Annotated in this window: 21 protein-coding genes and 1 riboswitch; of the genes, 5 read left to right on the top strand and 16 right to left on the bottom strand. The window is 42.5% G+C overall.

Features of this window, described 5'->3' with window-relative positions; genetic code table 11:
* Positions 1 to 88: 88 nt before the first annotated feature.
* Positions 89 to 1,534: a glyceraldehyde-3-phosphate dehydrogenase gene (locus A587_RS0121775; RefSeq protein WP_017219277.1), complete on the bottom strand. Its 1,446-nt coding sequence runs from the start codon at positions 1,532 to 1,534 to the stop codon at positions 89 to 91.
* A 188-nt stretch (positions 1,535 to 1,722) separates the two neighbouring features.
* Between A587_RS0121775 and A587_RS0121770 the strand changes: the two genes are divergently transcribed.
* Positions 1,723 to 2,523, top strand: coding sequence for a DUF2989 domain-containing protein (locus tag A587_RS0121770; RefSeq protein ID WP_017219276.1), 801 nt, complete (start codon positions 1,723 to 1,725; stop codon positions 2,521 to 2,523).
* Between the two features lie 61 nt (positions 2,524 to 2,584).
* On the opposite strand, the gene A587_RS0121765 is transcribed toward A587_RS0121770, so the two are convergent.
* The 4 genes from A587_RS0121765 to nhaD form a co-directional block, all read right to left on the bottom strand.
* Complete coding sequence (locus tag A587_RS0121765) at positions 2,585 to 3,910, bottom strand: sodium-dependent transporter (protein WP_017219275.1); 1,326 nt, start codon at positions 3,908 to 3,910, stop codon at positions 2,585 to 2,587.
* Between the two features lie 79 nt (positions 3,911 to 3,989).
* Positions 3,990 to 4,520: a DUF924 family protein gene (locus A587_RS0121760; protein WP_017219274.1), complete on the bottom strand. Its 531-nt coding sequence runs from the start codon at positions 4,518 to 4,520 to the stop codon at positions 3,990 to 3,992.
* 122 nt (positions 4,521 to 4,642) lie between these two features.
* Positions 4,643 to 5,989: a lysine-sensitive aspartokinase 3 gene (lysC, locus tag A587_RS0121755; protein WP_017219273.1), complete on the bottom strand. Its 1,347-nt coding sequence runs from the start codon at positions 5,987 to 5,989 to the stop codon at positions 4,643 to 4,645.
* An 88-nt stretch (positions 5,990 to 6,077) separates the two neighbouring features.
* Positions 6,078 to 6,248: riboswitch (Lysine riboswitch) on the bottom strand.
* Positions 6,249 to 6,393: 145 nt separating this feature from the next.
* The gene (nhaD, locus tag A587_RS0121750; protein WP_010371900.1) at positions 6,394 to 7,641 is read right to left on the bottom strand and encodes a sodium:proton antiporter NhaD; all 1,248 of its coding nucleotides are present in this window, start codon (positions 7,639 to 7,641) and stop codon (positions 6,394 to 6,396) included.
* A 156-nt stretch (positions 7,642 to 7,797) separates the two neighbouring features.
* Between nhaD and A587_RS0121745 the strand changes: the two genes are divergently transcribed.
* From A587_RS0121745 to A587_RS0121730, 4 genes are all read left to right on the top strand, one after another.
* Positions 7,798 to 9,042 carry a hypothetical protein gene (locus A587_RS0121745; RefSeq protein WP_017219272.1) on the top strand — a complete coding sequence of 415 codons (1,245 nt, stop codon included), beginning with the start codon at positions 7,798 to 7,800 and terminating at the stop codon, positions 9,040 to 9,042.
* 4 nt (positions 9,043 to 9,046) lie between these two features.
* The gene (locus tag A587_RS0121740) at positions 9,047 to 9,595 is read left to right on the top strand and encodes a condensin complex protein MksE (protein ID WP_010371906.1); all 549 of its coding nucleotides are present in this window, start codon (positions 9,047 to 9,049) and stop codon (positions 9,593 to 9,595) included.
* Positions 9,592 to 12,369: an ATPase gene (locus A587_RS0121735; RefSeq protein ID WP_017219271.1), complete on the top strand. Its 2,778-nt coding sequence runs from the start codon at positions 9,592 to 9,594 to the stop codon at positions 12,367 to 12,369. The genes A587_RS0121740 and A587_RS0121735 overlap by 4 nt, the downstream gene beginning before the upstream one ends.
* Positions 12,370 to 12,476: 107 nt before the next feature.
* Positions 12,477 to 13,028 (top strand): DUF4136 domain-containing protein, encoded by a 552-nt coding sequence (locus A587_RS0121730; RefSeq protein ID WP_010371911.1) that lies wholly within the window; start codon positions 12,477 to 12,479, stop codon positions 13,026 to 13,028.
* A gap of 464 nt (positions 13,029 to 13,492) precedes the next feature.
* On the opposite strand, the gene A587_RS0121725 is transcribed toward A587_RS0121730, so the two are convergent.
* From A587_RS0121725 to A587_RS0121670, 11 genes are all read right to left on the bottom strand, one after another.
* Positions 13,493 to 14,571, bottom strand: a protein-coding gene (locus tag A587_RS0121725) for an IS3 family transposase (RefSeq protein ID WP_086009257.1) whose coding sequence is annotated in 2 segments (ribosomal slippage) — positions 13,493 to 14,319 and positions 14,319 to 14,571 — 1,080 coding nt in all. Because the reading frame shifts where the segments join, the coding sequence is not laid out codon by codon here.
* Positions 14,572 to 14,604: 33 nt separating this feature from the next.
* Positions 14,605 to 15,558, bottom strand: a complete 954-nt coding sequence (locus tag A587_RS0121715; protein WP_017219268.1) for a DMT family transporter — start codon at positions 15,556 to 15,558, stop codon at positions 14,605 to 14,607.
* A gap of 52 nt (positions 15,559 to 15,610) precedes the next feature.
* Entirely contained in the window at positions 15,611 to 16,087 is a 477-nt protein-coding gene (locus A587_RS0121710; RefSeq protein ID WP_017219267.1) for a MaoC family dehydratase, read from the bottom strand.
* Between the two features lie 2 nt (positions 16,088 to 16,089).
* On the bottom strand, positions 16,090 to 17,502 hold the full coding sequence (locus A587_RS0121705) for an FAD-binding oxidoreductase (protein ID WP_026001087.1): 1,413 nt from the start codon (positions 17,500 to 17,502) through the stop codon (positions 16,090 to 16,092).
* 9 nt (positions 17,503 to 17,511) lie between these two features.
* Entirely contained in the window at positions 17,512 to 18,249 is a 738-nt protein-coding gene (fabG, locus tag A587_RS0121700) for a 3-oxoacyl-ACP reductase FabG (RefSeq protein WP_017219265.1), read from the bottom strand.
* Positions 18,250 to 18,274: 25 nt separating this feature from the next.
* Complete coding sequence (locus A587_RS24270; RefSeq protein ID WP_017219264.1) at positions 18,275 to 19,300, bottom strand: branched-chain amino acid aminotransferase; 1,026 nt, start codon at positions 19,298 to 19,300, stop codon at positions 18,275 to 18,277.
* Positions 19,281 to 20,168, bottom strand: coding sequence for a fumarylacetoacetate hydrolase family protein (locus A587_RS24265; protein WP_017219263.1), 888 nt, complete (start codon positions 20,166 to 20,168; stop codon positions 19,281 to 19,283). The genes A587_RS24270 and A587_RS24265 overlap by 20 nt, the downstream gene beginning before the upstream one ends.
* Positions 20,165 to 20,590, bottom strand: a complete 426-nt coding sequence (locus A587_RS0121685; protein ID WP_017219262.1) for an acyl-CoA thioesterase — start codon at positions 20,588 to 20,590, stop codon at positions 20,165 to 20,167. The genes A587_RS24265 and A587_RS0121685 overlap by 4 nt, the downstream gene beginning before the upstream one ends.
* Positions 20,583 to 22,394, bottom strand: a complete 1,812-nt coding sequence (locus A587_RS24260; RefSeq protein WP_017219261.1) for an acyl-CoA dehydrogenase family protein — start codon at positions 22,392 to 22,394, stop codon at positions 20,583 to 20,585. The genes A587_RS0121685 and A587_RS24260 overlap by 8 nt, the downstream gene beginning before the upstream one ends.
* A gap of 13 nt (positions 22,395 to 22,407) precedes the next feature.
* Complete coding sequence (locus A587_RS0121675; RefSeq protein ID WP_017219260.1) at positions 22,408 to 23,625, bottom strand: beta-ketoacyl-[acyl-carrier-protein] synthase family protein; 1,218 nt, start codon at positions 23,623 to 23,625, stop codon at positions 22,408 to 22,410.
* Complete coding sequence (locus A587_RS0121670) at positions 23,622 to 23,852, bottom strand: acyl carrier protein (protein ID WP_017219259.1); 231 nt, start codon at positions 23,850 to 23,852, stop codon at positions 23,622 to 23,624. Before A587_RS0121670 ends, A587_RS0121675 begins: the two co-directional genes overlap by 4 nt.
* Positions 23,853 to 23,858 lie beyond the last annotated feature (6 nt).

Here is a 23,858-nt window from a genome sequence, read left to right as displayed (position 1 = left end):
TGACCTATCTTAGCAAGCCTACCACAACGAACTTGTTTCAAAAACTAAAAAAGCCAGCTGGCGCTGGCTTTTTATCGTAAATTTCGTGTTAGCGAGGTAGGCTCGGGAATTTTACTTCCGCCATGTCTTGCATCACACGTACAACCTGACAGCTGTAACCAAACTCGTTATCGTACCATACGTAAAGTACTACGCGGTCGCCATCAACGATGGTTGCTTTTGAGTCAACCACACCTGCATAACGGCTACCAACAAGGTCAGTAGACACGATTTCTGTTGATGCGGTGTAGTCAATCTGGTCACGCAGTTCAGAGTAAAGTGAAGACTCACGAAGGAATTCATTTAGCTCTTCAGCAGTTGTTTCTTTACCTAGATTTAGGTTAAGAATTGCCATTGATACGTTTGGTGTTGGTACACGGATTGCGTTACCAGTTAGTTTACCAGCAAGCTCTGGCAGTGCTTTAGCAACCGCTTTCGCAGCACCTGTTGAAGTAATAACCATGTTCAATGCTGCACTACGACCACGACGCTCAGCTTTGTGGTAGTTGTCGATCAAGTTTTGGTCATTGGTGTAAGAGTGAACCGTTTCAACGTGACCGTTTTTAATACCAAACTTGTCGTTAAGTGCTTTTAATACTGGGGTGATTGCGTTAGTTGTACAGCTTGCTGCAGAAACAATCTTGTCTTCAGATTGAATGTCTGAGTTGTTAACACCATAAACGATGTTTTTGATGTCGCCTTTAGCAGGTGCTGTAAGTAGCACTTTAGACGCACCAATTGACTTAAGGTGTTTACCTAAGCCATCTTCGTCTTTCCAAACACCTGTATTATCTACGATAAGTGCGTTTTCAATACCGTATTTTGTGTAATCCACTTCTTCAGGTGAGTTTGCGTAGATAACTTGAATGTAGTTACCGTTTGCTTTAATAGCACCTTTTTCATGGTCTACTGTGATTGAACCGTTGAAAGGACCATGAATTGAGTCACGGCGCAATAAACTTGCACGTTTCTCAAGATCACCATCGCGGCCACCGCGAACAACGATTGCACGTAGGCGTAAATCAGCGTGAGAGCCGCCACGTTCGATAAGTAGGCGTGCTAATAAACGGCCAATGCGACCAAAGCCATAAAGAACAACGTCACGTGGTTCTGGACGTGCGCCTTGGTTTAGTAATTCTGCAAGTTCTGCATTTAAAAACTCTTCGATTGAGCGGCCTTCACCTGCATTTTTATAAATGTAGGCATAAGCTAGCTTACCAAGGTCAACACGACCTGGTGCTAATTCCATTTTGCTGATCACTTCTAAGAATGGAAAGCTTTCACGAAGACGTAGTTTACGCTCTTCAAAACGTGCTACTGTTTTGTGTGCTTTGATAACATCAATGGTGCTTGCGCTCACAAGAGGACGACCGTATACAGAGATTTCAACGCCTTTGTTACGGTATAGACGACCGATTAGGGGTTGCATGCTTTCTGCATAATCTTGACGCTCTTGCCAGCTGTTTTGATATTCTTGCTCGTGAGATAAGGTCATTTTTTCTGCCTAATAAACAATTTTCTTTGAACGGATAGCCCGAATGGGCACGGCTATTCTAATTTAAACTGCCGTGATTCTCCACTGTTACCGAACAATTCATTGCGTTAAACTAGTAAACTATTAGCTCTACCCTGTTTATTCGGGCGTAACCCCCTATAATTATAAAAAATCATTGAGGTCAAACTATGGCGTTTAAAAAGTCGCTAGTTTTTGCAGCGTTACTACTTGCTGGTTGCGACGACACTCTAACCTTGAACCAAGTGTGTAGCGAAACGCCTGGTTTTTGTGAAGACTTAAATAAAGACAGTCACTGTAAAGACGAACGCGCGTCGCTAATCTACGCGCGCTATCACGAATACAAGTCACCGACGGACGAAAACAAATATGACTTGTTGCAAAATTTAGAAAGCTACAACCTATGTGTTTCTCGCGCTGCCAAAATTGAGCACATCAAGTTAAAAGAAAAAACCACTTCACGAGTGGAAGGTCATCTCACTGCACTAAAAGAAATGACACGTATTTATAATGAAACAAAAGGCAGTAACCACCCAGGCCTACTTTATTATCATTGGTCTCGTAACAATGATCGCACAGCAATGAACAAGCTTTTGAACATGCAGGATGACCCTAGAGTTCAAAACGATCCCGAAATTCAGCTTTTCCTTGCAGAGTTTTACGCCAAAGTAGATGATGATAAAACCGTTGATATTCTCTACCGCGTATTAGAGCTGAATAAAAGCGGCCATACCCCTAACCCAGAAGTCTATTCATCTTTAGTCAGTATTTTCTACAAACACGAAAAATATAAGCACGCATATACGTTTGCCCGAGTGGCTCAACTTTCTGGGGTTGAAGATATCGATATTATGCCAGTGACAAACCAACTGGCTGCAATGGGAAAAGATTTAGCCAACCTAGATTCATTGGCGCAACGAACTTATGAGAGCATTCAAGCTGGGGAGTTCGTTTCCCCTCGTGATTTCTGAGCCTTGTTATCAAAATAAAAACGGGAAGCCTATGCTTCCCGTTTTTGAAAATAAATGATCACTATTTTGCCAGTGCAACGTTAATAAATACCGCGGTCATTAAGATTGGGCAAACAAATCTAACGTACTGAGCAAACCAGTAATGTGCACCACGGGATTCTAAGTGGAGCTGATTACCGCGCTTCCAAACCCAACCAACAGTAATAAAGTAGAACAGCCCCATCAATGGTAGCTGATATTGCGTGAATAGACTGATCACCAATTCGAACAGCCAATCAAAGTTTAGAATAATCGTGCTCGATGCTAAAAAGATAACTAGCGTAACCAACCAAGTCGCTTGTTTACGTTTAAAGCCATGGTTTTCCACCAAGAACGATACCGGAATTTCTGTTGAAGAAATGGTAGAAGTTACCGACGCAATAGACATAAGCACAAAGAAAGTCAGGCTAACTAATAACCCCATTTCCCCCATATTGGCAAATAGCTCGGGTAAAATGGCAAAAATCAAACGGCCTTCACCGATTAATTTGCCGTCTTGAAATACTTGAACACCATTTTGCTGCGCAACGAATATTGCAGGGATAATAAGTAAACCGGCCAAAAATGCGACACTGGTGTCTAACATTGCAACACTAAACGTAAGCTTAGGTAGGTTTTCGTTCGGTTTTAAGTACGAGCCATAAATCATCATGCAGCCCACACCCAACGACAACGAAAAGAACGCCTGCCCCATCGCCGCGATGATCAAATCAGGATCGCTAATTTTTGAAAAGTCTGGAACTAAATACGTTCTAAATCCTTCTGCTGCGCCATCTAATGTCGCCATATAACCAATAAGGCAAAGCAGCAATACCAGTAACAAAGGCATAAGTCTGCGCGACCAAGCTTCTATGCCTGATTTTACGCCTTTGAGAATAATGCTCGCAGTCAAAATTAACATCAGTGGCGTAAAGATAAAGTTTCTCAGCATCGAGTCACCGCTAAGAAACTGGTGTGCGGTATCTAATTCAGCCATTTGCGCAAGAGGATCAAGTGCATGAGACAGCATCCACCCAGCCACAATGGAGTAAAAGCTGAGCATCACGATAGCACCAGCAAGGCCGATATACCCCGCCGCGGCTCCTATTTTCGGATTACCTTCACGCCAAGCTGTCTTGAGTGCTTTAACTGGGTTTGCTTGTGCCTGATGGCCTAAATACAATTCTGTGTAAAGTGCAGGTAATGCGAGTAAAAAAATCACCGCAAAATAAACCAGTAAAAATGCACCGCCACCGTGGTTTGCGGCTTGTGTGGGAAATCCCCAAATGTTACCAAGTCCAACAGCCGCACCAGCTGCTGCTAACACAAAGCCAAGTCGGCTTTGAAATCCATCGCGCGTATGAGCCATGTCTGTAATCAATCATTATTTTTGTAGACGGCCGATTATACGTACTTCCGCTGAAAATGCGAGAGGTTCTAGCCGCGCCTCAGAAACTCGAGTTGGGCGTCTCTAGAAAGTCCATTTCCTCTTCTGTTGAATCGCGATTGAGTATTTCGTTTCGATGGGGATAACGGCCAAATCTATCGATAATTTTTTTATGCGCGACTTCAAAATCATAATTAGGCAGGTCGCGAAAATAATGGTCAGCGGCACGGTGGATGATGCGACTTTCGCTATGCATCATGGGTAGGTATAAAAACATCAATTCAGTATCATTGAGCTGGCGGTGATAGCCTTTTTCGATAGCGTGTTGGGTGAGGCTTAGCGCCAAAGGATCACAGGCAAACGCCTCTGGAGTGTCTCTGAATATATTGCGTGAAAACTGATCTAATATAATGATTTCGCACAGCGCGCCAAGTGGTGTTGCTCTCCAACTCGAAAGCTCACCTTGGTACGCCATTTGGTGCAAAATACCGAAGCGATTTTTTATAATGCGATCAAAGTCCGCAGACTTCTTCCACCAGTCTGATTCAGTGCATTCAACAAACCAGAATTCGTAGACGTCTTTATAATTCATGATGGCACTCCTAGGGAAAAACAAACTTGAAGGTCAGCAGACCCTAACCGTTATAAACAAAGTGCCACCCATTATTCAATAATGCAACTTTTTTATTAGTTGACTAATTACAATAAATTTACTTAAGCAACCTCTAGTAATTTGGCATGAATTGACTGCACCACCTGATCTGACTCCTGTTGCTCAACTAAAAAGCACAGATTGTGCTTGCTCGCACCATGGCAAATTAGTCGAATATTAAACTCTGACAACACATCCATCAGGTTAAGTTGGCACTTCTTCAACTGGATCTCAGAACCTATCATGGCCACCAAAGTAAGATTATTTTCAACGGTCACATGACAAAACTCGCCAAGTTCATCCAAACAAGCTTGTTCTAACTCTGGTCGAGAAGCATTCGGCGCATTGTCTAGTGTGAGCGCGACACTAATTTCCGAAGTCGTTACCAAGTCAACCGATATATTGTAATTACTTAAAATGGTGAAGATACGAGCCAAAAAGCCGCTAGCAAGGAGCATTTCAGGGCTCTTTAGCGTCAATAGTATTTGGTTTTTGCGTTGTGTCACTGCACGAATGCCTGCTTGCGCCGTTTTCTCTTTTTCAATCCAAGTGCCACCCGCTTGCGGATCACGACTTGAACCAACAAATACTGAAATACCTTTACGACTCGCTGGCAATATAGTTGCGGGATGTAGCACCTTAGCACCAAATGTCGCCATTTCTGCCGCTTCATCAAAACTCAAACGAGGAATTGGTCTAGCCTTTACACACAAACGCGGATCGGTACTGAAAATACCAACGACATCGGTCCAAATATGCACACTTGACGCGTCAATTGCCTCAGCTAACAATGCAGCACTATAGTCAGAACCACCACGACCAAGCGTAGTCGTCTGGCCGTATTGGTCACTACCAATAAACCCTTGTGTCACCTGTACTGTGTCGCCAAGTAGCGCGACCAAATTAGTTTGCGCAGCTTCACGCGTAGCTGCGACATTTGGATTCGCTTTACCAAATTGATTATCTGTTTTAAGCACTTTACGTACATCAAAGCGCGACGCCTGAACCTGGTTATTACGTAGTATTTGGGTAAACAAATAAGAAGAAAAACGTTCGCCAAAGCTCAGCATTTCATCGCATTGCTGTCTGCTAAGTGCAGGTAAACTCGCAAGGCTTTCAAATTCACTGAAAGTTTGCTTGTAACCCTCAGCAAGGTCAGCATCCAAAGACACTTGATCGATAATCGCTTGCTGTATGTTTTCAACCGCTGCAACAACTGCTTTGCGCCCGGCTTCATCTTCCTTTTGTTGGGTTAGCGTTACAAGGTGATTGGTTACGCCAGCACATGCACTAACAACGACCACTCGAACATTTGGGTTGTCACGAACAATGTGAGCACAACGAGACATAGCTTCAAAGTCAGCGACACTGGTACCGCCAAATTTGGCTACAACATACTGCGAATTCATTTTCTCTCCTCTCGACTGTTGGCACAGTCAAATTTTATAAGGAGAACTCGGCATGGGATTTCTAGAAAGACGAACGCTTGAAATGACCTTTGCCAGAAGCTCTCCACCAATACGGTGACAGTTCCGAGGATTCAGCCTCGTAAACCGAAGAATCGTTGCGACGAGCAACTTTTCTCCTCGGCGAATACTTCCCTCACTAGTGGTCATTGGTCTCGTCACCTCACACTAACTACCTAAGCATCGCGCCTCTTCTGTTTATTTTGCCTTTGTTAATCTGAATAAAAGCAAAATAAAAGCCCGCAATAAATGCGGGCGATGTGAGAAAATTATCTTTTAGCCGTCTAGGTGTCAAGTTATTTATGAAAAACTTATCCCAAAGCGGTAAAAAATTAAATCCATTGGTCTTAAATAAGCTGACCCGCGAAATACGCGCCACTATATCCAATGGTATATGCGATAAGCAGGTAGATACTCATTTTAAGATAGCTTGAGAAGGTTAAAGCTTTAACCTTACTCATTGCAATGATCCCCGCTGCAGAGCCAATAATGAGCATAGAGCCACCAACGCCAGTCGCATAAGTAAAGGTTAGCCATTGCGCTGGAGTCATCGTAATGTCTGCTTTTAATAGCGCAGCCGTCAAAGGCACGTTATCTACCGCCGCACTCATTAAACCGACCAAGTAGTTTGCGTATTCCGGCGCAAGATGCAGATATAAATCGGTAAACTTAGACAATACACCGACTTCTTTCAACGCACCAACTAATAACAGCACACCCACAAAGAACAATAAAGTGTCGTATTCAATTTCACGGATATAGTCGATGATTTTCTTATTTACGTCCTTCTTGCGCATCAAGAATTGCGCCATTAAGAACATCAAAGACAAGCCAAATAAGAAGGTTAACATCGGCGGTACATGGTATTGCACGCTTAAGAATAACGTGGCAAAAATGGTTGATAAGAAGATGAGCGCAATCGTGATATCGGTCTTTTCAATTCTGCGTAATTCAGCCTTTTCAAAGGTGATCTTATCATTCATGCCGATTGACAGCATCGCAGCTAAGATAAATACGCTAAAAATAGAGGGAGCGATTAGTAAAAGCAGATCAGGGATAGTCACTTTATCGGCTAGAAATATCATCAAGGTGGTTACATCACCGGTGATCAATGATACCCCACCGGAGTTAACACTAAAGATGATTAACGTCGCATATCTAATTAGCTTTTTCGGGTCTAATTTCAAAGACATGACTACAGCTAATGAAATAAGCGTCGCAGTGATGTTATCCGATATTGACGAAAATACGAATGCAAACGCACCGACCAAAAACATTAGCTTGCGTTCGCTAATATGGGTTGGCATGATCCGGTGAACAATATTTTGGATAAACCCTTTTGAGTTCAAGTAGGCAACAAATGTCATTGCAGCCATTAAGAACAGCCAAAGTGTCGCGATTTCCAAAATGTTATGGTCTAGCTCAATTTGTACAATTTCTGGGCTTTGACCATGAATTGGAGAGATAAAGGCGATAATCCAACATAAAGTACCAAAAAAAAGCGTTGTTTTGGCCTTGTTTACGTGAATAATATCTTCTATAACGATGAGTATAAAAGCGATGGCGATCAGGGTTAGAATAATGGGCGTGACCATAATGCGTAAACAACCTGTAATTAAATGTAACAAGGGGTGGGTTCGTTTTCGCGGCGGATTCTAGCACCATCACAGTCCCCATGCTACGTACGATAAACATTTTGTGACAAATTGATGAAGTAGTGATGTAACTTAACTACTACACACTGGAAAGTTATGATCCCAGCAAAAAAATTATTAAATACGATAAATGAACACTGGAGCGTACTCGAGCTACTTTTTAAACGATTTAAGCTCGCAGATTTCAGTCTAAAAGATGTACAAAACATCCTAAAACAGAAAAACCCTAGCTGGTCGAGTGAACGAATTTATAAAGAAACCAATCGATTACTCCAACAAGAAATTATTATCCCTTTAGCTAAATCTTCACAGTTAGAAATCAACCGTGCAATCGCTGACTTCGCCAGCTTTCTTTTACAAGAAGAGAGCCTTGGTTTAGCAGCAGAGATCACGGTGCTGGTAAAAGACTTAGAAAGATTAGGTAATCGCATCGCACAAGCTGGTGAAGAGGCTGACTACTCTGAGCTACGCCGTTTTAGCCGCATTATGGACGAACGCGTTCGTAAAATTGTTAAGCTGTTCGAACATAACGAAAGCGCTATCATGAACTTGGTTGAACAAGCCAAATCTGACACCTCAACGCTTTCTCTTGGCATGAGATATAAAGCCGTATTGGAAGCTTTTGACGAATATATCGAACCGATGCTGGAAATGGTCGATATTCATGGCCCTTTCCAACGCTGCTTTGATCAAATAGAGCTTCAGGTCAGTGAACAAATTGACGAGATTGAACAATTAGGTCGTGGCGCTGCAGACAAACGCATGTTGGAGCAACTCAGAACACGCATTTTAGATATGCACCTCATTGGTAGAGAAAGTTTAAGCCGCAGTGCCGATCTCCTAATGCCGTTAAGAGAAGAGCTACGCCGTAATACACTCATTACACGCCAAGCCTCCAAAGTCCTTGGACAAATTAGAAAGCGCGGCGTTGACCGCTTACTCTCACCAGTTCAACCAGAATTTGTGTCAGACATTCAACGTTTTAACCTCGGACAAAAGCGTCACATGGTCGCTTATATGGCAAGTCTTGTTGAGTTTGAGCATGAAGAATATCAGCTGCCCGATCACGACGATGTGCCAGCTTATCAAAGTCCTAACATTCCAGATTACAACTCGGTAAAAACGAGATTTCAACAAACCGGTAAAAAGCGCCAGGCACTATTGGGCTTTTTAAGCGATAGCTACCCAGATCTTGAAGCAGACGAAATGCTGTTTCTTTATCAAAAGCTGATCAACGAATCTGACTTGGCACTTAGCCAAGAACAACAAAAGAGTAAGATCACTATCGCATCGCATACCTTCTCTTTATATCCATTTAGTGCCAAAGCAAAACAAGATTAGCATTATGACGACAATTAACTTAGACATGCTCAATGAACTCCAAGCCATTAATAAAAAATTGGTGAGCGGGTATCATATCAGTGAGCAAGACACTACCCTTTGGCAAGAATTAGATCAGCAAATTGATAGCTATCAAGCACTATTTTCAGCCTTAGGCCATGATTTACAGCACGATGCCCGTGGCTTTTATTATTTGGCAAGCGATGAAAGCACGCCAAATATGGGGAAAATTTCCCGTGCGATTGCCCTAACCATTTATATTTTGATTGAACACTATGCCAACCAAGGTAAAGATCCGCTTCGCGTACTATTTGATGAAAGCTGCGATCTAGAGCTAATGCAAACCATAGTGCAGCTCAATAAGCATCTTTTTGACCAGCTAGAGATTTTTTCGGGCTCAGATCTCAGAAAAGACGTGTTTTTACGTATGGTGAGACTGGGTCTAGCCCGAGAGGTTGAGCAAGGCTTTATGCTACTTGCACCGATTTATCGCTACATTGACGCGCTAATGGAAGTAAACGAAGAACAATATGATATTGAGGACGAGCTATGAGCGAGCAGTTGTACGGCTTAAGTAAACTAGCATTATTAAACACCGCCGGATACGCTAAGTGTGTCATTCCTCTGGATAAAAGCGCGTCTATCTGCGCTCCAAATAACACTGGTAAAAGCTCGGTGATCAATGCGCTGCAATTTCCACTTATCAACGATTTAAGACTGACTGAATGGGATGGTCACGATTTAGAAGAAACGCGTAAGTTCTACTTCTCTTCTGATCAATCCTATATTTTGCTTGAAGCCAACCTCCCCCACGGCGATGTGGTCATTGGCGTTGCAGGACTGGGTAAAATCGCCGGTTACGCACACCAGTTTTTTTGCTATCAAGGCAAACTGAATCTTGATGATTACACCCAAGGTAAAAGTATCATCAAGTACACTAAGCTATTTAATCACTTACAGGAAAAGCAACTCAAACCTGTAGAGCTAAAAGCACAAGAGCTTAATGCCCTACTCACAGGCGGCGCAACACCATTTGATGGTGATATCAACCTGAAGATGATCCCACTGAATAATGTCCAAGATGCGCCTGTATACAAAGAAATATTCCGCCGTATTCTGAATCTGCATAAACTCGGCGCGCAAGACGTAAAGCGCTTTATGCTCAAGGTGTTCGAACGCCATATGTCGAACTCGAAAGTCGACTTTTATGAAGTCTGGCGTCGCGCTTTTGATAAGGTAAACCGTGCGCGCCGTGAGCTGAATGCGCTGGAATCGATGCAAGAGCCAATTTCAGCCCTTGAGAAAATGCTTGAAAATGAGGCAGTATTAAAAGGTAAATTAGCGGCTTACGCCCCGAAACTCGATTTAGCTTTGGTTGAATATGATAACTATCACAACGAGCAAATTGCGGAATTAGCAACACAGCTAGAAGACATAGAAGCCGAAAAGCGCGAATTTGAGTCTAAGCAGCAGCTGTACGTCCAACAGTCTCGCGATATCGAGCGTAAGCAAACCCAAATCGAGCAATGGTTTACTGATTTCCACGCGTTAAAACGTGAATTTGAACTGACTAATCATGCAACGCTAAAAACCAATTTAACGCTATTGAAAAAGGAATATGAGCAACTTTCCTTCTCTATTAATAGTGCACAGGGGCAAAGTCTCCATACCCTTGATTTTCGCATCAACGAAACACAAAAGCAGATTAAGAGTTTAAAACTGCAACTCAAGAACCTTGAGTTCAACCTGTTTACTCGTATGCGTGAAGATCTTTCTTTAAAAGAAGTGGAAGAGATCTCACGGATCTTGAATCCAGATTTGTTATCGTTTTCAACCACTTCTCAAGGTGAAATTGATATCACCGACGAAGATACCTTTGGCGCATTTTTGGAGTCGTTATCTAAGTCAGTTCAAGGTGGTGAGCTTAAAGTACCAGGCGCTACCGTTAAGTTGAAAAAACTAAGTCCCGTGCAAATGCAAAGCGGTGAGAACAAAGCCCAACTGCAAGCACAGCTGGAGTCACTACAACAATCACTTAGCGACTTAAAGCAGCAGCGTGAAGTAGCAGCTAACGTCGCTGAAAAGCAAAAAAAGCGTGATGCGCTTTATGATGAACTAATGGCAACAGAAGCGGCCATGAAACGCTTTGAGCAATATCAAACTATGTTGCAATCTGTTGATGCTCAACAAGCACTAAAAGAGCAACTAGAGATGGAACGAGAGCAAGTTGATGAATATTTACATGATATTCAACGTAATGCTGGTTCGATTTCAGACCGCCGCTCTATCATTAAAAGCAAGCAAGACTTGTTGGTGCGCCAAGCCGACCGCCTAAAGCAAGTGAAGTCAGAACGTATAGACCACACACTAGAACTATACTCAGGTAAGCTGGCACCGTACGAAATCGAAATTAACCTAGATTTTGATAACCTCTCGGAAGTGATCCACCAGTTTAATAAAGATTGTAATGAGCTAAGAAACTTAGACGTTAATGTGCGTAATACCTACTTGCATATCTATAATGCTGGGATCACTAAGTTTGAAAACGAGTCAGACGTTACTATTAAGTACCAAAAGCTGATCAGCGCGTATCATAACTTAGATAACGAACGAGATGCCGTCGATAAACAAGCACGAGTGGCGCTCACTGAAGTGGCCGCAACCATTAAAGGACTGCGTCAAGACTTAGACCGCTTACGCCGAGAGATGAACAGCTTTAACAAAGGCATAAGCCAGCATCGTATCTCTAACTTGCAGGCATTCAAAATCAATGTCATCCCTCGTAAGATGCTAGTTGACAGCATAGATACCATTATTAGCACTTCAGATTTATATGAAAAAGGCGAAAGTTTAGACCTACTCAGCGAGCAGCCTAGCTCAGAGAAATCTGTTAATGAGGCGAAAGATCACATCATCAAACTAGCAAGTGACAAAGCGGGATTGACGTTAACCGATCTCTTTGATATTCGCTTTGAAGTGGTCAACCGCGCAGGTGACACTGAGCACTTTGATAAAATTGACTCGGCCGGTTCAAACGGTACGCGGATCACCATCAAGCTTTTATGTGGCATGCTATTTATTCGCTATCTGCTATCTGATCAAGAGCAAGCAATGTATCGTATCCCAATTTACATCGATGAAGCCGCGGATATCGACCCACAAAACCAAAAGGCTATTATCGAAACCGCACTAAGCTTTGGGTTTGTGCCAATTTTTGCATCGGTGAAACCACAGATCAGCTGTGACTACTTGGTGCCGATCCGTAGTGTTGCACAAGGTAGCCAAAACTGGGTGGATGAAAAAGACTGGATAGAAGTGGAACATTAATCCCAAGTTAATGTCTTAGACACAATTATTAAAGGATGCTTGTCTCTACCATTTAACGCCTTAACACGTTAAGGTAGAGCAAACATCCGACTAAGGAGTAAAGACACATGTTTAAGAATATTGTTATCGCCACTTTGGTGCTGATGTTAGCGGCCTGCGCCAAAACCCCTGATTGGGATTATGATAAGTCTGTACAATTCGCTAACTACAAAACCTATGCTTGGTCACCTGAAGCGGACCTAAAAAATAATGGTCGTGAATACCAAGTCAATGACTTAATGGAAAAGCGGATCCGCAGTGCAATTCAAAACGAAATGAGCAAACAAGGTTTCACCCTCACCGATCCGCAATCGGCTGACTTACTGGTTAACTATCACGCTTCAGTTGATACAAAAATTGAATCTGACTCGCTTCACACCACGTATGGTGCGCGTTGGAACTACTGGGGTATTGGTTGGCAAACACAGACCACAACACGTGAATATGAAGTAGGCACGCTTGTACTCGATATGATAGACAAAGCGTCTAACCAGCTAGTTTGGCGCGGTGCAAAAGAAGGTCGCTTACGTAGCAACCAATCACCAGACCAAAGAACAGCGTCAATTAACAAAACCATTTCAGAGTTGCTGGCTAACTTCCCACCACAGCCACAACACTAAGCAAAAACCGGATCAAGCCTTGGCTTGATCCGAATTCTTCATCTTTCTTTTGAAGGTGAACAGTCTTAAGATGCATAAGCCTTAACTTTATCTGTCAAGCTTGATTGTTAGGGCTTAAGCAAATGTAAGTGCCAAACTCAGCCGTCCAACAACAACTCCATATCTTAAACCCAATTGCGATAACAGATGCTCACTCAACTTGTATTGGGACAAAAACAATCTAGAACCGAATGTCGACCCATTGCCAATAGCCGCCGCTAAGAACGATTTTATGCCTCACCTTAAGGCAAACTAACTTTCCTAATGCGCTATAATGACTAGCTTCTTTAAAAGAAAGCTGATGGGCTATATAGAACTAGTTATCCCAATATCATCCACGATGATAGATACATCTCGCTTCGGTGCAAAAATCAAGACAAGCTCTTGTAACTCCACCCAATTTAGTACAGCTATTTCGTAGAATTTTATGCAGCCTCAAGATAACCAATTGGTGTCATATCGCCAAGTGAATCATGAGGTCGCTCATAATTATAAATATCTAACCACTCATCAGTGACTTCACGTACTTCTTGCAGTGACTCAAACAAGTATAAATCGAGCACTTCTTCACGATAACTTCGGTTAAACCTTTCCACAAAACCATTTTGGTAAGGACTGCCAGGCTCTATAAGTTCCAACTTGATGTCCTTTTTCATTGCCCAATCTTCGAGTACCGTTGAAGTAAATTCTGGACCATTATCCACTCTAATCTGCTTTGGTTTTCCTCGCCAAGCAATAATTTGTTGTAGCGTTCTAATAACTCGTTCAGAAGTTAAGCTTGTATCGACCTCAATCGCCAGTGCTTGTCGGTTGAAATCATCCAGCACATTCAGTGTTCTAAAACGATGTCCATAGCTTAATGCGTCACTCATAAAGTCCATTGACCACGATTCATTATGTTGTGTCGGTGCACTTAATGGTTCAGGTGTTCTTGTTGGAACACGGCGCTTTCCTTTACGTCTCAAGTTTAGTTTTAGCATGCTGTAAACGCGTTCAACACGCTTTTTATTCCACGGCTTACCTTTATTACGAAGCCTTTTGAATAGCTTAGGCAACTCCCACCTAGGATGGCGCTCTACCAGCGCAAGTAATGCGTCGATAACTTCATCATCTAACGGCCGTTTATGTTTGTAATAAAAAACTGAGCGGCTTAGCCCTGCCACTTCACAAACAAATGCGACGCTGACGTTAAATTGAGCTCTTAAATGCTCTACCCAAGCTCTGCGCCTGCTTGTTTTTACAGCTTTTTTGCGATGATATCCTCAAGCATCGAGTGCTTTAGGCTAAGCGTTGCAAACATATCTTTTAGCTTACGGTTTTCTTCTTCAAGCTCTTTGAGGCGTTTAACATCAGACGCTTCCATACCACCATACTTTGAGCGCCATTTGTAAAATGTACTTTGGCCGATACTATGTTTACGGCAGATTTCAGGCACAGGAATACCCGCCTCAGCTTCTTTGATCATGCTGACAATTTGGGTTTCGGTGAACTTGCTTTTTCTCATCGTAAATTTTCCTATTTTAGTTAATGGAAAATTCTACTTATGAACTGTTTCATTTTTTGGGGGAGTTACAAGCTCATTCCGATTTTCTTTTAACTTTTTCTTTGTGATCCGCCAGTTTAGATTGACACCAGCCGCCCCTATCAAAATTGCACTGGCACCAGCGAATTGTAGTAACGTCAAGCGTGTATCGAATGCCGCCCAGTCAACGATAACCGCAACGACCGGATAGATGAAAGACAACGCTCCCACCAAAGCGGTCGGTATTTTCTGAATGGCACTATATAATAGTAAACACATCAGCCCGGTATGAATAATCCCTATCGTAACTAAAAAAGACCAAGATACAGCTGAAATGGCAGAAATATCTCCCAAAGGAGTAAATGGAAGAAGCACAAAAATACCAATAAAAAGTTGAAATGCCACAATAATATGAGGTGGGATATGCTTCAGCTTTTTGGCCGTGATAGCCGCAATTGCATAGAAGGACGCGGCTATTACCGCATAAAATACACCTTGTAAGTAAGTGTCTTTATCAGTGAACGCCGCCCCTCCTTCTTGTTTTCCCACAATAATAAATATGGTTCCTAAGAAAGCACATATTAGCCACAACACTTTGTCCGTAGAAATATGCTCTTTAAAAAAGATAGCGCCAAGCAAGACAAGTATAAACGGTTCAATATGATAAGTAATCGTAGCAATTGCAATGGATGATAGCGAAAAGGATTTGAATAAAAACAGCCAGTTGAGTGATAAAGCCACACCGCCAACTGTTAGTAATATGAGTGACGGTTTATTGAGTTTAACTTGTTTAAAAATGCCCTTATACAAACAAACTAAAAGCATGAAAGTGGCCCCAAATAAACAACGCCAGAAAACTGCCGTTTCCGGTGATTGTTCTGACATCACAACGAACCAGCCTATGGTCCCTGCAATGGTCATTGAAGCAATCATTTCGAGGTTTCCTCTAAAACCTTCCTGTTTTTGCATTCTAATTCACTCCTTTTTCAGTGTTATTGAACCTGCGTTTAAGACATTTCTATTAGACTATACCAATATAAGAAAATGGAAAGGCTTTCACTTCAATAGAGTGTTGATCTGAACTGACATAAGACTGAGCATTTCCTGCAACCACTTTCCTGTTGTCACTATTGAAAATGTTAGTTTCGATACGAACTTTGTTGATCCCTATTTTCTCTCGCACTGTAAGCTCTATACGTATAACTTCATCAATCTTTACCGCGCCCAAAAATGCTAGATCCTGACCAAGATAAATACTCCCAGGTCCGGGCATTGCCATCGCTAGCGCGGCACTTATCAACGCGCCACTTAGCATGCCATGAGCAACTCTAGTTTTAAAAACGCTTTGTTGAGCGAACACTTCATCAAGATGAAGCGGGTTACAATCGCCAGATACTTGTGCAAACAGTTCGACATCAGATTCAGTAACTTTTTTATATAAAGTGACCTTTTTACCTAGGTGTAATTCATCAAATGGTGTACTTATTAATGTGTGCATACTTAACCTTCTATGTCTTCCTGTACTGAATTCAGCAGCACCACTTTTCCCGGGTTGAGGATATTATTAGGGTCTAGCGCTTGTTTAATTTTTTGCATAAGGCTAATGGACTCGGACCCCAATTCCTGTTCCAGATAGTGCATTTTTCTCATTCCAACACCATGCTCACCTGTACAAGTCCCTTCAAACTTAATCGCACGTTCGATGAGTCTGGAATTTAATGCTTCAGCAGTTTGCCTCTCTGCTTCAATATCTGGGTCAATCAAGTATCCGAAATGAAAGTTACCATCTCCAACATGCCCCACAAGGAAATAAGGGAGACCTGAGTCGTTAACCTCATTAATCGATTCAAGTAAGCAATCGGCCAATTTATCTATTGGAACACATGTATCAGTGCTAATCGAACGAGCGTTCTCTTTTGAGGCGATAGCGGCATAATAGGTATCGTGTCTTGCCTGCCATAGTTTGTTTCTTTCTTCTTTTTCTGTTGCCCAATTAAACTCGGAACCACCAAACTGAGATACGATTGAATTTACTCTCTCAACTTGTTCACTGATATACTGCGACGATCCATGAAACTCCAAGATTAACTTTGGAATTTCAGATAGTTCAAGTTGGCTATAGTCATTCACTAAAGAAACAGTATGGCCATCCATCAGCTCTACTCGCGCAATAGGAATACTATTCTGAATTATACTAATAACAGAGTTGACTGCGTCAGAGATACTTTCAAAAGAACAAATGGCCACTGATATTTGCTCTGGTACCGGGTAAAGCTTCAAAGTAATTTCGGTGAATACACCCAATGTTCCCTCACTGCCGATCATCAATCTAGTCAAGTCATAACCTGCACTTGTTTTTCTCGCTTTGGTGCCTGTTTTAGCAAGCTTTCCTTCGCTTGTAATAACTTCAAGCCCGAGTACGTTTTCTTTCATAGTTCCATACTTAACAGCATTGGTACCACTGGCACCAGTTGAGCACATCCCACCTAGCGTCGCATTCACTCCTGGACCAATTGGAAAACATAAATTATATGCAGCAAGTGCCTGATCAAGCTGCTTTCTGGTAACGCCTGGTTGCACTTTTGCTGTAAGAGACTCAGGAGAAATTTCGAGAATCTGGTTCATATGTGTCATATTCATGGCAATCCCCCCATGAATTGGTAGCACATGACCCTCAACAGAGGTACCAGCTCCGAAAGGTACAATCGGCATTTTCATTTGATTAGCGATAGATACAATATCCATCACATGCTGAGTATGCTTCGGGTACACGACTATATCAGGAGAAATCACGGTAGAAATAGGTGACTGATCTTGTCCATGCTTGACGCATTGATCCTCGTCCATTGAACAGTCGACACCAAGATTTTTTAGTGCTTCAAATACCGTTAATGCATTTTGACTTACCATCATCTTTCCTTTTTAAACTGAAAGTCCACCGTCAACAGGAATAACTTGCCCTGTCATATAGTTACAAGAGTTTGAGCCTAAGAAAGTGACAATTTCTGCAATATCTTTTGCACTGCCAAATCGCTTCATCGGGATCGAGTCCAGTACTTGCTCCTTTACTCGCTCGTGCAGTTTATCTGTCATATCCGTTACGATAAAACCAGGGGCTAGAGCATTAACATTAACACCTCTGCTTGCATACTCTTTGGCAAGTGAACGAGTGAGACCCAATATACCAGCTTTACTAGCAGCATAATTTGCCTGGCCTGCTACGCCTATTAAGCCAGATACAGACGCAATGTTAATAATGCTTCCTTGTGTTTCTATAAGGTATTTGATTGCCTGCTGGCAGTGTAAAAAGGTACCTGATAGGTTAGTATCTATAACTTGTTGCCAGTCTTCGTAAGATAGGGATTTAAAAGCCTTATCTCTGTTTATCCCCGCATTGTTTATCAAATAATCTAATCTTCCAAATTGCGTAATGTGCTTCTCAATTGCCAGACAAATGCTATCTTTATCTGCTGCATTACTAAGTACACCGAGCACAGAACCATCACATTCTTGAATTAGTGACTCTGCGGCTTCGCGGTTATTTCGATAGGTGAATGTGACATTATAATTATGTGCGATAAGGTGACGAACGATTTCTCGTCCTATACCTCTGGCGCCTCCCGATACGAAAGCCGCTTTTTTTTCAATGTTGTTATGCATATCTAATTCCTTGAAATTAATTGTTTTATTTTTTATGACAATTCAGATTGGTTAGCCATGATTGATTATTTTGTGTTTTTGATATTTGAATATCTGATAACTTCTGAGCGAGTGTTTGCGCGGTCAAATACTGTTCAAAATTAAGGCTGTGCTGTAAATAATCAATTTTTTTAACTGAGGTGATACCCGCGGTGGTACCTGTAACAAATACCTCTAACAGATCGCCGTTATACCAATCATTAATAAGTTGTTGCAGCTCAATGCTTGACTCTTCAACGGTAAAGTTATTTTGCTGTATAAGACTGATGGTGGTATCTCTGGTAATCCCCGGTAGAATCGAGCCACTTAGGCGAGGTGTTATAACTTTGTCTTTATAAACAAAGAAAATATTTGAGGAGCTTAACTCCTCTATATACTTGTTGTGGTTGGCATCTAACCACAGAACTTGGTGATAGTTCTGTTCTTTGGCCTGCTGCTGAGAGAGGATGGTTCCGGCATAATTACCAATCGCTTTAACAGCACCAGTTCCACCTTTAGCTGAACGACTGTAATTGGACTCAACCATAATGTTAATGGCGTTGGTTGAGCTAAAATAGTTGCTCATAGGACACGCGATAACAATAAACTTGAAGCTTTTAGCTCGACCATAGAAGCCTAATGAAGGCTCAGTTGCGATTATGAAAGGCCTGAAATAGAGCGTACCCTCCCTTATATCAGGAAGGTATTGAAGATCTGCTTTAAGCAGCGTAAGCAACGCATCAACAAACACATCTTCACCTAACACAGGGATGGCTAAGCGCTCACATGAAGATTGAAAGCGACGAGCATGATCATAAGCTCTAAACAATGCCGCATCGTTGTTTGCTTGCCTAAATGCTTTTAACCCTTCAAATACACCTTGAGCATAATGAAAGCACTGAGAATGTGGCGCCAGAGACAGGTCATGATATTTCTGAAGATGAATATCGCCCCAGCCGTTAGCTTCATGCCAATCTATTGTGACCATATGGGGCGTCATCGTCAGACCAAAGTCAGATGGTGTATTCTTCATTTAGAATGTCCTCACTTTGTGGGTAACGTTGACAAAGTTGCTCTTGATAACCTAGCTGACTGATGTGTGTTGTAACGCGGTCTCCGGGCTTGAGGTAGGGTATGTTGTCATTTCCGAGGGATATACCATCAGGGCTTCCCGTCAGTATTACATCACCTGGGTACAAGGTCATAAACTGGCTGACATAATGCACTAAAAAGGCAGGTGTAAAGACCATGTCTGTCGTACTTCCATTTTGTCTCAAGACCCCATTAACGTAACAAGTTAACGTTAGGTCCAGAGGGTAAGAGAAGGAATCAGCAGTCACAACGTATGGTCCTAGAGGACAAAAACTTTGAAAAGATTTGCCTTTTACCCATTCACCTTCACGTTCAAGTAGCCAATGTCTATCTGAGAAGTCATTGGCGACACAGTACCCTAATATCGAGTTGTGTGCTTGTTGCTCTGACTCCAATAATTGGCAGGTTTCGCCGATGACAACGCCGAGTTCAACTTCCCAGTCGACGTGGTTGGCGTGCGTAGGGATTAACACTGGGTCTGTCGGCCCACATACAGAGCCAATTGATTTGCAAGAAATAATGGGCTCCTTTGGTAAAGAAAGGCCCGCTACCTGAGCATGCTTTCTATAATTTAGCCCTATAGAAATGATCTGTTTTGGCTGTATTGGCGCTAGAAACTGAACTTCCTGGTTATTAAACTTAGGTAATAAGGTTAAGTTAACATCGGAAATTAAGGTGTTGAGTGCGCTAAGTGACAGCGCTGTATCATACCAAGAACCGATAATGCTCGACACATCTCTTAAATCACCATTGCAGTCAACTAAGCAAGGGTAGCGACTACCCTTGCTTAAAATGGTTGCTAATTTCATAAAGTAACACCACTTTCCTGATGAAGGTAGGTCTCGAAAAATGCACTTTCTGCTGCACTTAAAGACCGGGGCCGTGACTTTTTATAGCAATAAGGTGCCATAGTTGTTTCAGCTGAAGTGCAAAGCCGATCGCCATCATGCACGGTATATGCAATGGTTACTGTTGCTGCGGATATGTCACTTACCCACATTGTAATGTTCACGGGCTCATGCTTGTGAACCAATGGAGCATGATATCTAACAGAATGGGACACAACTACCGAGCCTTGATCGAAAAATGCATCGCCATTTTTTTTTGAAATCCCCCAAATAAAATCAACTCTAGCCTCTTCGAGCAAACGCATGATTGATACATTATTTACTACACCATAGACATCCATATCAGACCATCTCACGGGGCATTTATATAAGTGCTTATTCATAACGCTTTCCTTCGCTATTCATGCATTCGGATCTAGCCGTAAACTGTTCGCCATAATCAGGGAAGCAAATGGGAGCATCAAAAAGTGCTTCGTCATAGCCAAACGCGTCAATGAGTGTGTTGATATGAGGCTCGAGGAGCAGGCAAAGCCTGTCGATTTCCCTGTCCAAGCCATGAATCAGATCGCGCTCGACTAGATCACAACTGCAATACCAGGCTGAATCTTCTTTTAGAAGTGATAACCCAAACAAGCGACCTAAAGTTTCCAAATGTGATTGGGCTACAGAAGACTCACATTGCCATTTCGCCTGAGCTTGCAGCGCTAATCGATGGCCTCTCAGACGGGCTAACTTAATAGAATCATTTGCGTTGTCATTCCACTCATCAAAGAAACTACCTGCTGAGTTTATCTTATTCTCTGAGATGCTCTTATGTAAGTGGCTTTCTCTCGCGTTTAACAGTGTAATGATATTCTCTACAGACAGTTCACTCAGGCACTCATCACCTGTATGGATAAGAGCCGCAGGAGACTGATTGACAAGTTGCCCAGCCGCAGTGGCAATTAGGACTTGGTTATCACCTTCAGCCGTTACTAGGCCTTGCAGCAAGGAAATATATTCAGTGATTTTATTTATAGAGAATATCCCCTGAGCGCCAACTCGTTCTCGGCAGTTTGAGACAACATCAGCCATTTCCCAGGTTACAATGGCTTTAGTGATATTAATTTGAGTTGTTAAGTCGTTATCTACTTTGCCATCGCCATCGAGGAATTTAGTCTTGCCATCGTTTGTTAATGCAGACATCGCATACACTTTACTCAAGTTAACAAACAACGCTCGCTGGAATGGTCGGAAATGTATAATTGCAGTATCGCTAGCACCTGGCGCATTAGATAAACGATATTGAGCAAATTTCAAGGCAATGTAACAGCTCGCTTTGCCAGCTCCAAGCGCAGCACTCGAAACACAAAGGCGACCGGGCATGATGCGCGACATAGATTTTAAAAATCTTGCTCGTACATTCTTAATATTGGCTACAAATTCTCCATCTTCTGAGATAGCTGCGATCTCACCCATTAAAGCGTGATCTCGCTCAACTCTCAGGTTGTGGAACGAAGTGAGGCCATTGTCCAGACCCTGCACTGGTTTTTCTGGGCAAGGTATCGCCTGAATACCGTCACGTAACCCGTTTTCATCGCAAAGACGAACAACAAAGGGAAACACACCATGGTCTTTCTCTTTAATTTTTAGTCTTGCCATTACAACGGCTATTTTAGGTATGTCTGAAAAGCCGCTGTAAGACATGTATTTTTGTGCCAGGCAGTCAGGTGTATTCAGAAAGAAGCACTTTTCATCATGGTCATAGATTGCTTCCGTTTTTAATGCGGCAACATTATTTCCATACCCTAGTTCAGTGGCCATATAAGGCCCGAAAGATTTTAGGTTATTTAATTCTTCTAATTCTGCAGCGGTCGCTTGGTTATGTAATGCATGGTCATAAAATGTGCCCATAGTTAGGTTATAGTGAACCATGATGATTGAGAAACAAGATACATCAAGCAAACCTGCCCACTCAGCAAGGGCAAATAGCCTAGAGGGATTTGCCAGTACCTCTAGAGGAGATTCAATCTTAGAGTGTATAAATTCACTTCTTTTATAAGATAGCTTACCCAACTCGGCCATATTAAGACCACTTTGGTATTTGAAAATATTGTCTCGTAATAAAACCTGCAGATCTTTATGATCCAAGTCATAAGCTCGGTTGTAGATAAAGCCTAGCAAGTCCTTTTTTGTCTGTAGTTCCATATAATTTTCCTTATTAATTTGATAACAACAGCGCCGCGTTTTGGCCTCCGAAACCAAATGAATTTGATAGCGCTATGCGATACTGTCGCTCAATGGAGTTACCTGCAATTACATTTACATTGATATTTGGGTCCAACTCTTTCAAGTTCGCACTGGCGGGGATAACGCCGCTTTGAAGCCCTTTGAGACAATAAATAGCCTCAATAGCACCACCTGCGCCTAGTAAGTGACCAGTGACTCCTTTTGTTGAGCTAACTGGTACTTGTGAGCCAAATAGCCTTTTTATCGCTTCACTTTCAATAACATCATTGCCTTTAGTTGATGTCCCGTGCGCATTAACGTAACCAACATCAGAGGGGTGACATTGCCCATCTTTTAGTGCCGCTTGCATCGCCAAAAATGCGCCTTCGCCTTCAGGGTGAGGCGTTGTTACGTGATGAGCATCGGCCGAAAAGCCATATCCTAATAAATGACCAGCTACAGGGGCATTTCTTTTGCTCGCATGTGCCTGAGATTCTAAGATTAGAACACCGGCTCCCTCTCCAATAACAAACCCGTTTCGCTCTTTGTCAAAGGGGCGCGAAGCCGTAGCAGGATCGGGGTTTAAACTCAACGTCCGCATTTTTGCAAACGACGAGACATAGAAAGGAGTAATGGCGGCTTCCGCTCCTCCCGCAATGACCACATCGGCAATGTCGTTGTTAATTAGATATTTAGCTAGTCCAATTGCCATAGCACCTGACGCGCAGGCACTGCAGGGAGAAAAGCACGGTCCGAGCGCATTTACCTCAATAGCAACTTGCCCGGCAGCCATATTTAATAACCCCATTGGCAATGTCAGAGGAGATAAATCTTCATAATCACCTTCTAACATAGCGCGATGTTGCGCCTCCAATGTCTGTGTACCGCCGGCGCCAGAGCCGATTAAAACAGCTACGCGTGTCGGGTCTTCCCAATTTTTGTGATCCAATCCCGCCGATCTCAGAGCTTCAAGAGTGGCAAGTTGGGCGAACTTTGCATAGTCGTCCCAAAACCAAGGTTTGGCTACTTCCATATCCAGTTCATCGATATTGTTGACTCTGCAACTTAATTTAACCGGACAATCTTCGAGACTTGGGTCTAAAGCCGCTTTGGTTTCGCCTTTGATGATATTGTCCCAGTTTTCTGAAACAGAGTTACCTGCAGGGGTGATCATCCCCATACCGGTAATCACCACAGGTTGATTGCTCATGACAGTTTCCCGCTGACATAATTAACAACATCATCTAGCGTTGAAATTGACTCCATATCATCATCGCTAATTTTAATGCCGTGTTGTTTATGGATTGCCTGAGCAAGATCCAGCTGAGAAAGAGAATCAAAACCGATGTCTTCGAGAGAAGTATCTCCGGAAGTTTTAGATACATCCATTTTGAATCTAGTTTCAATGATCGTTTTAAGTTCGTTTAGTGAAAACATAATTGC

The sequence above is a fragment of the Pseudoalteromonas sp. NJ631 genome (genome assembly GCF_000276645.1).
Classification (GTDB): domain Bacteria; phylum Pseudomonadota; class Gammaproteobacteria; order Enterobacterales; family Alteromonadaceae; genus Pseudoalteromonas; species Pseudoalteromonas piscicida.
The sequence above is the reverse complement of the archived record's forward strand: the minus strand, read 5'-3'. Positions and strand labels throughout refer to the sequence as shown.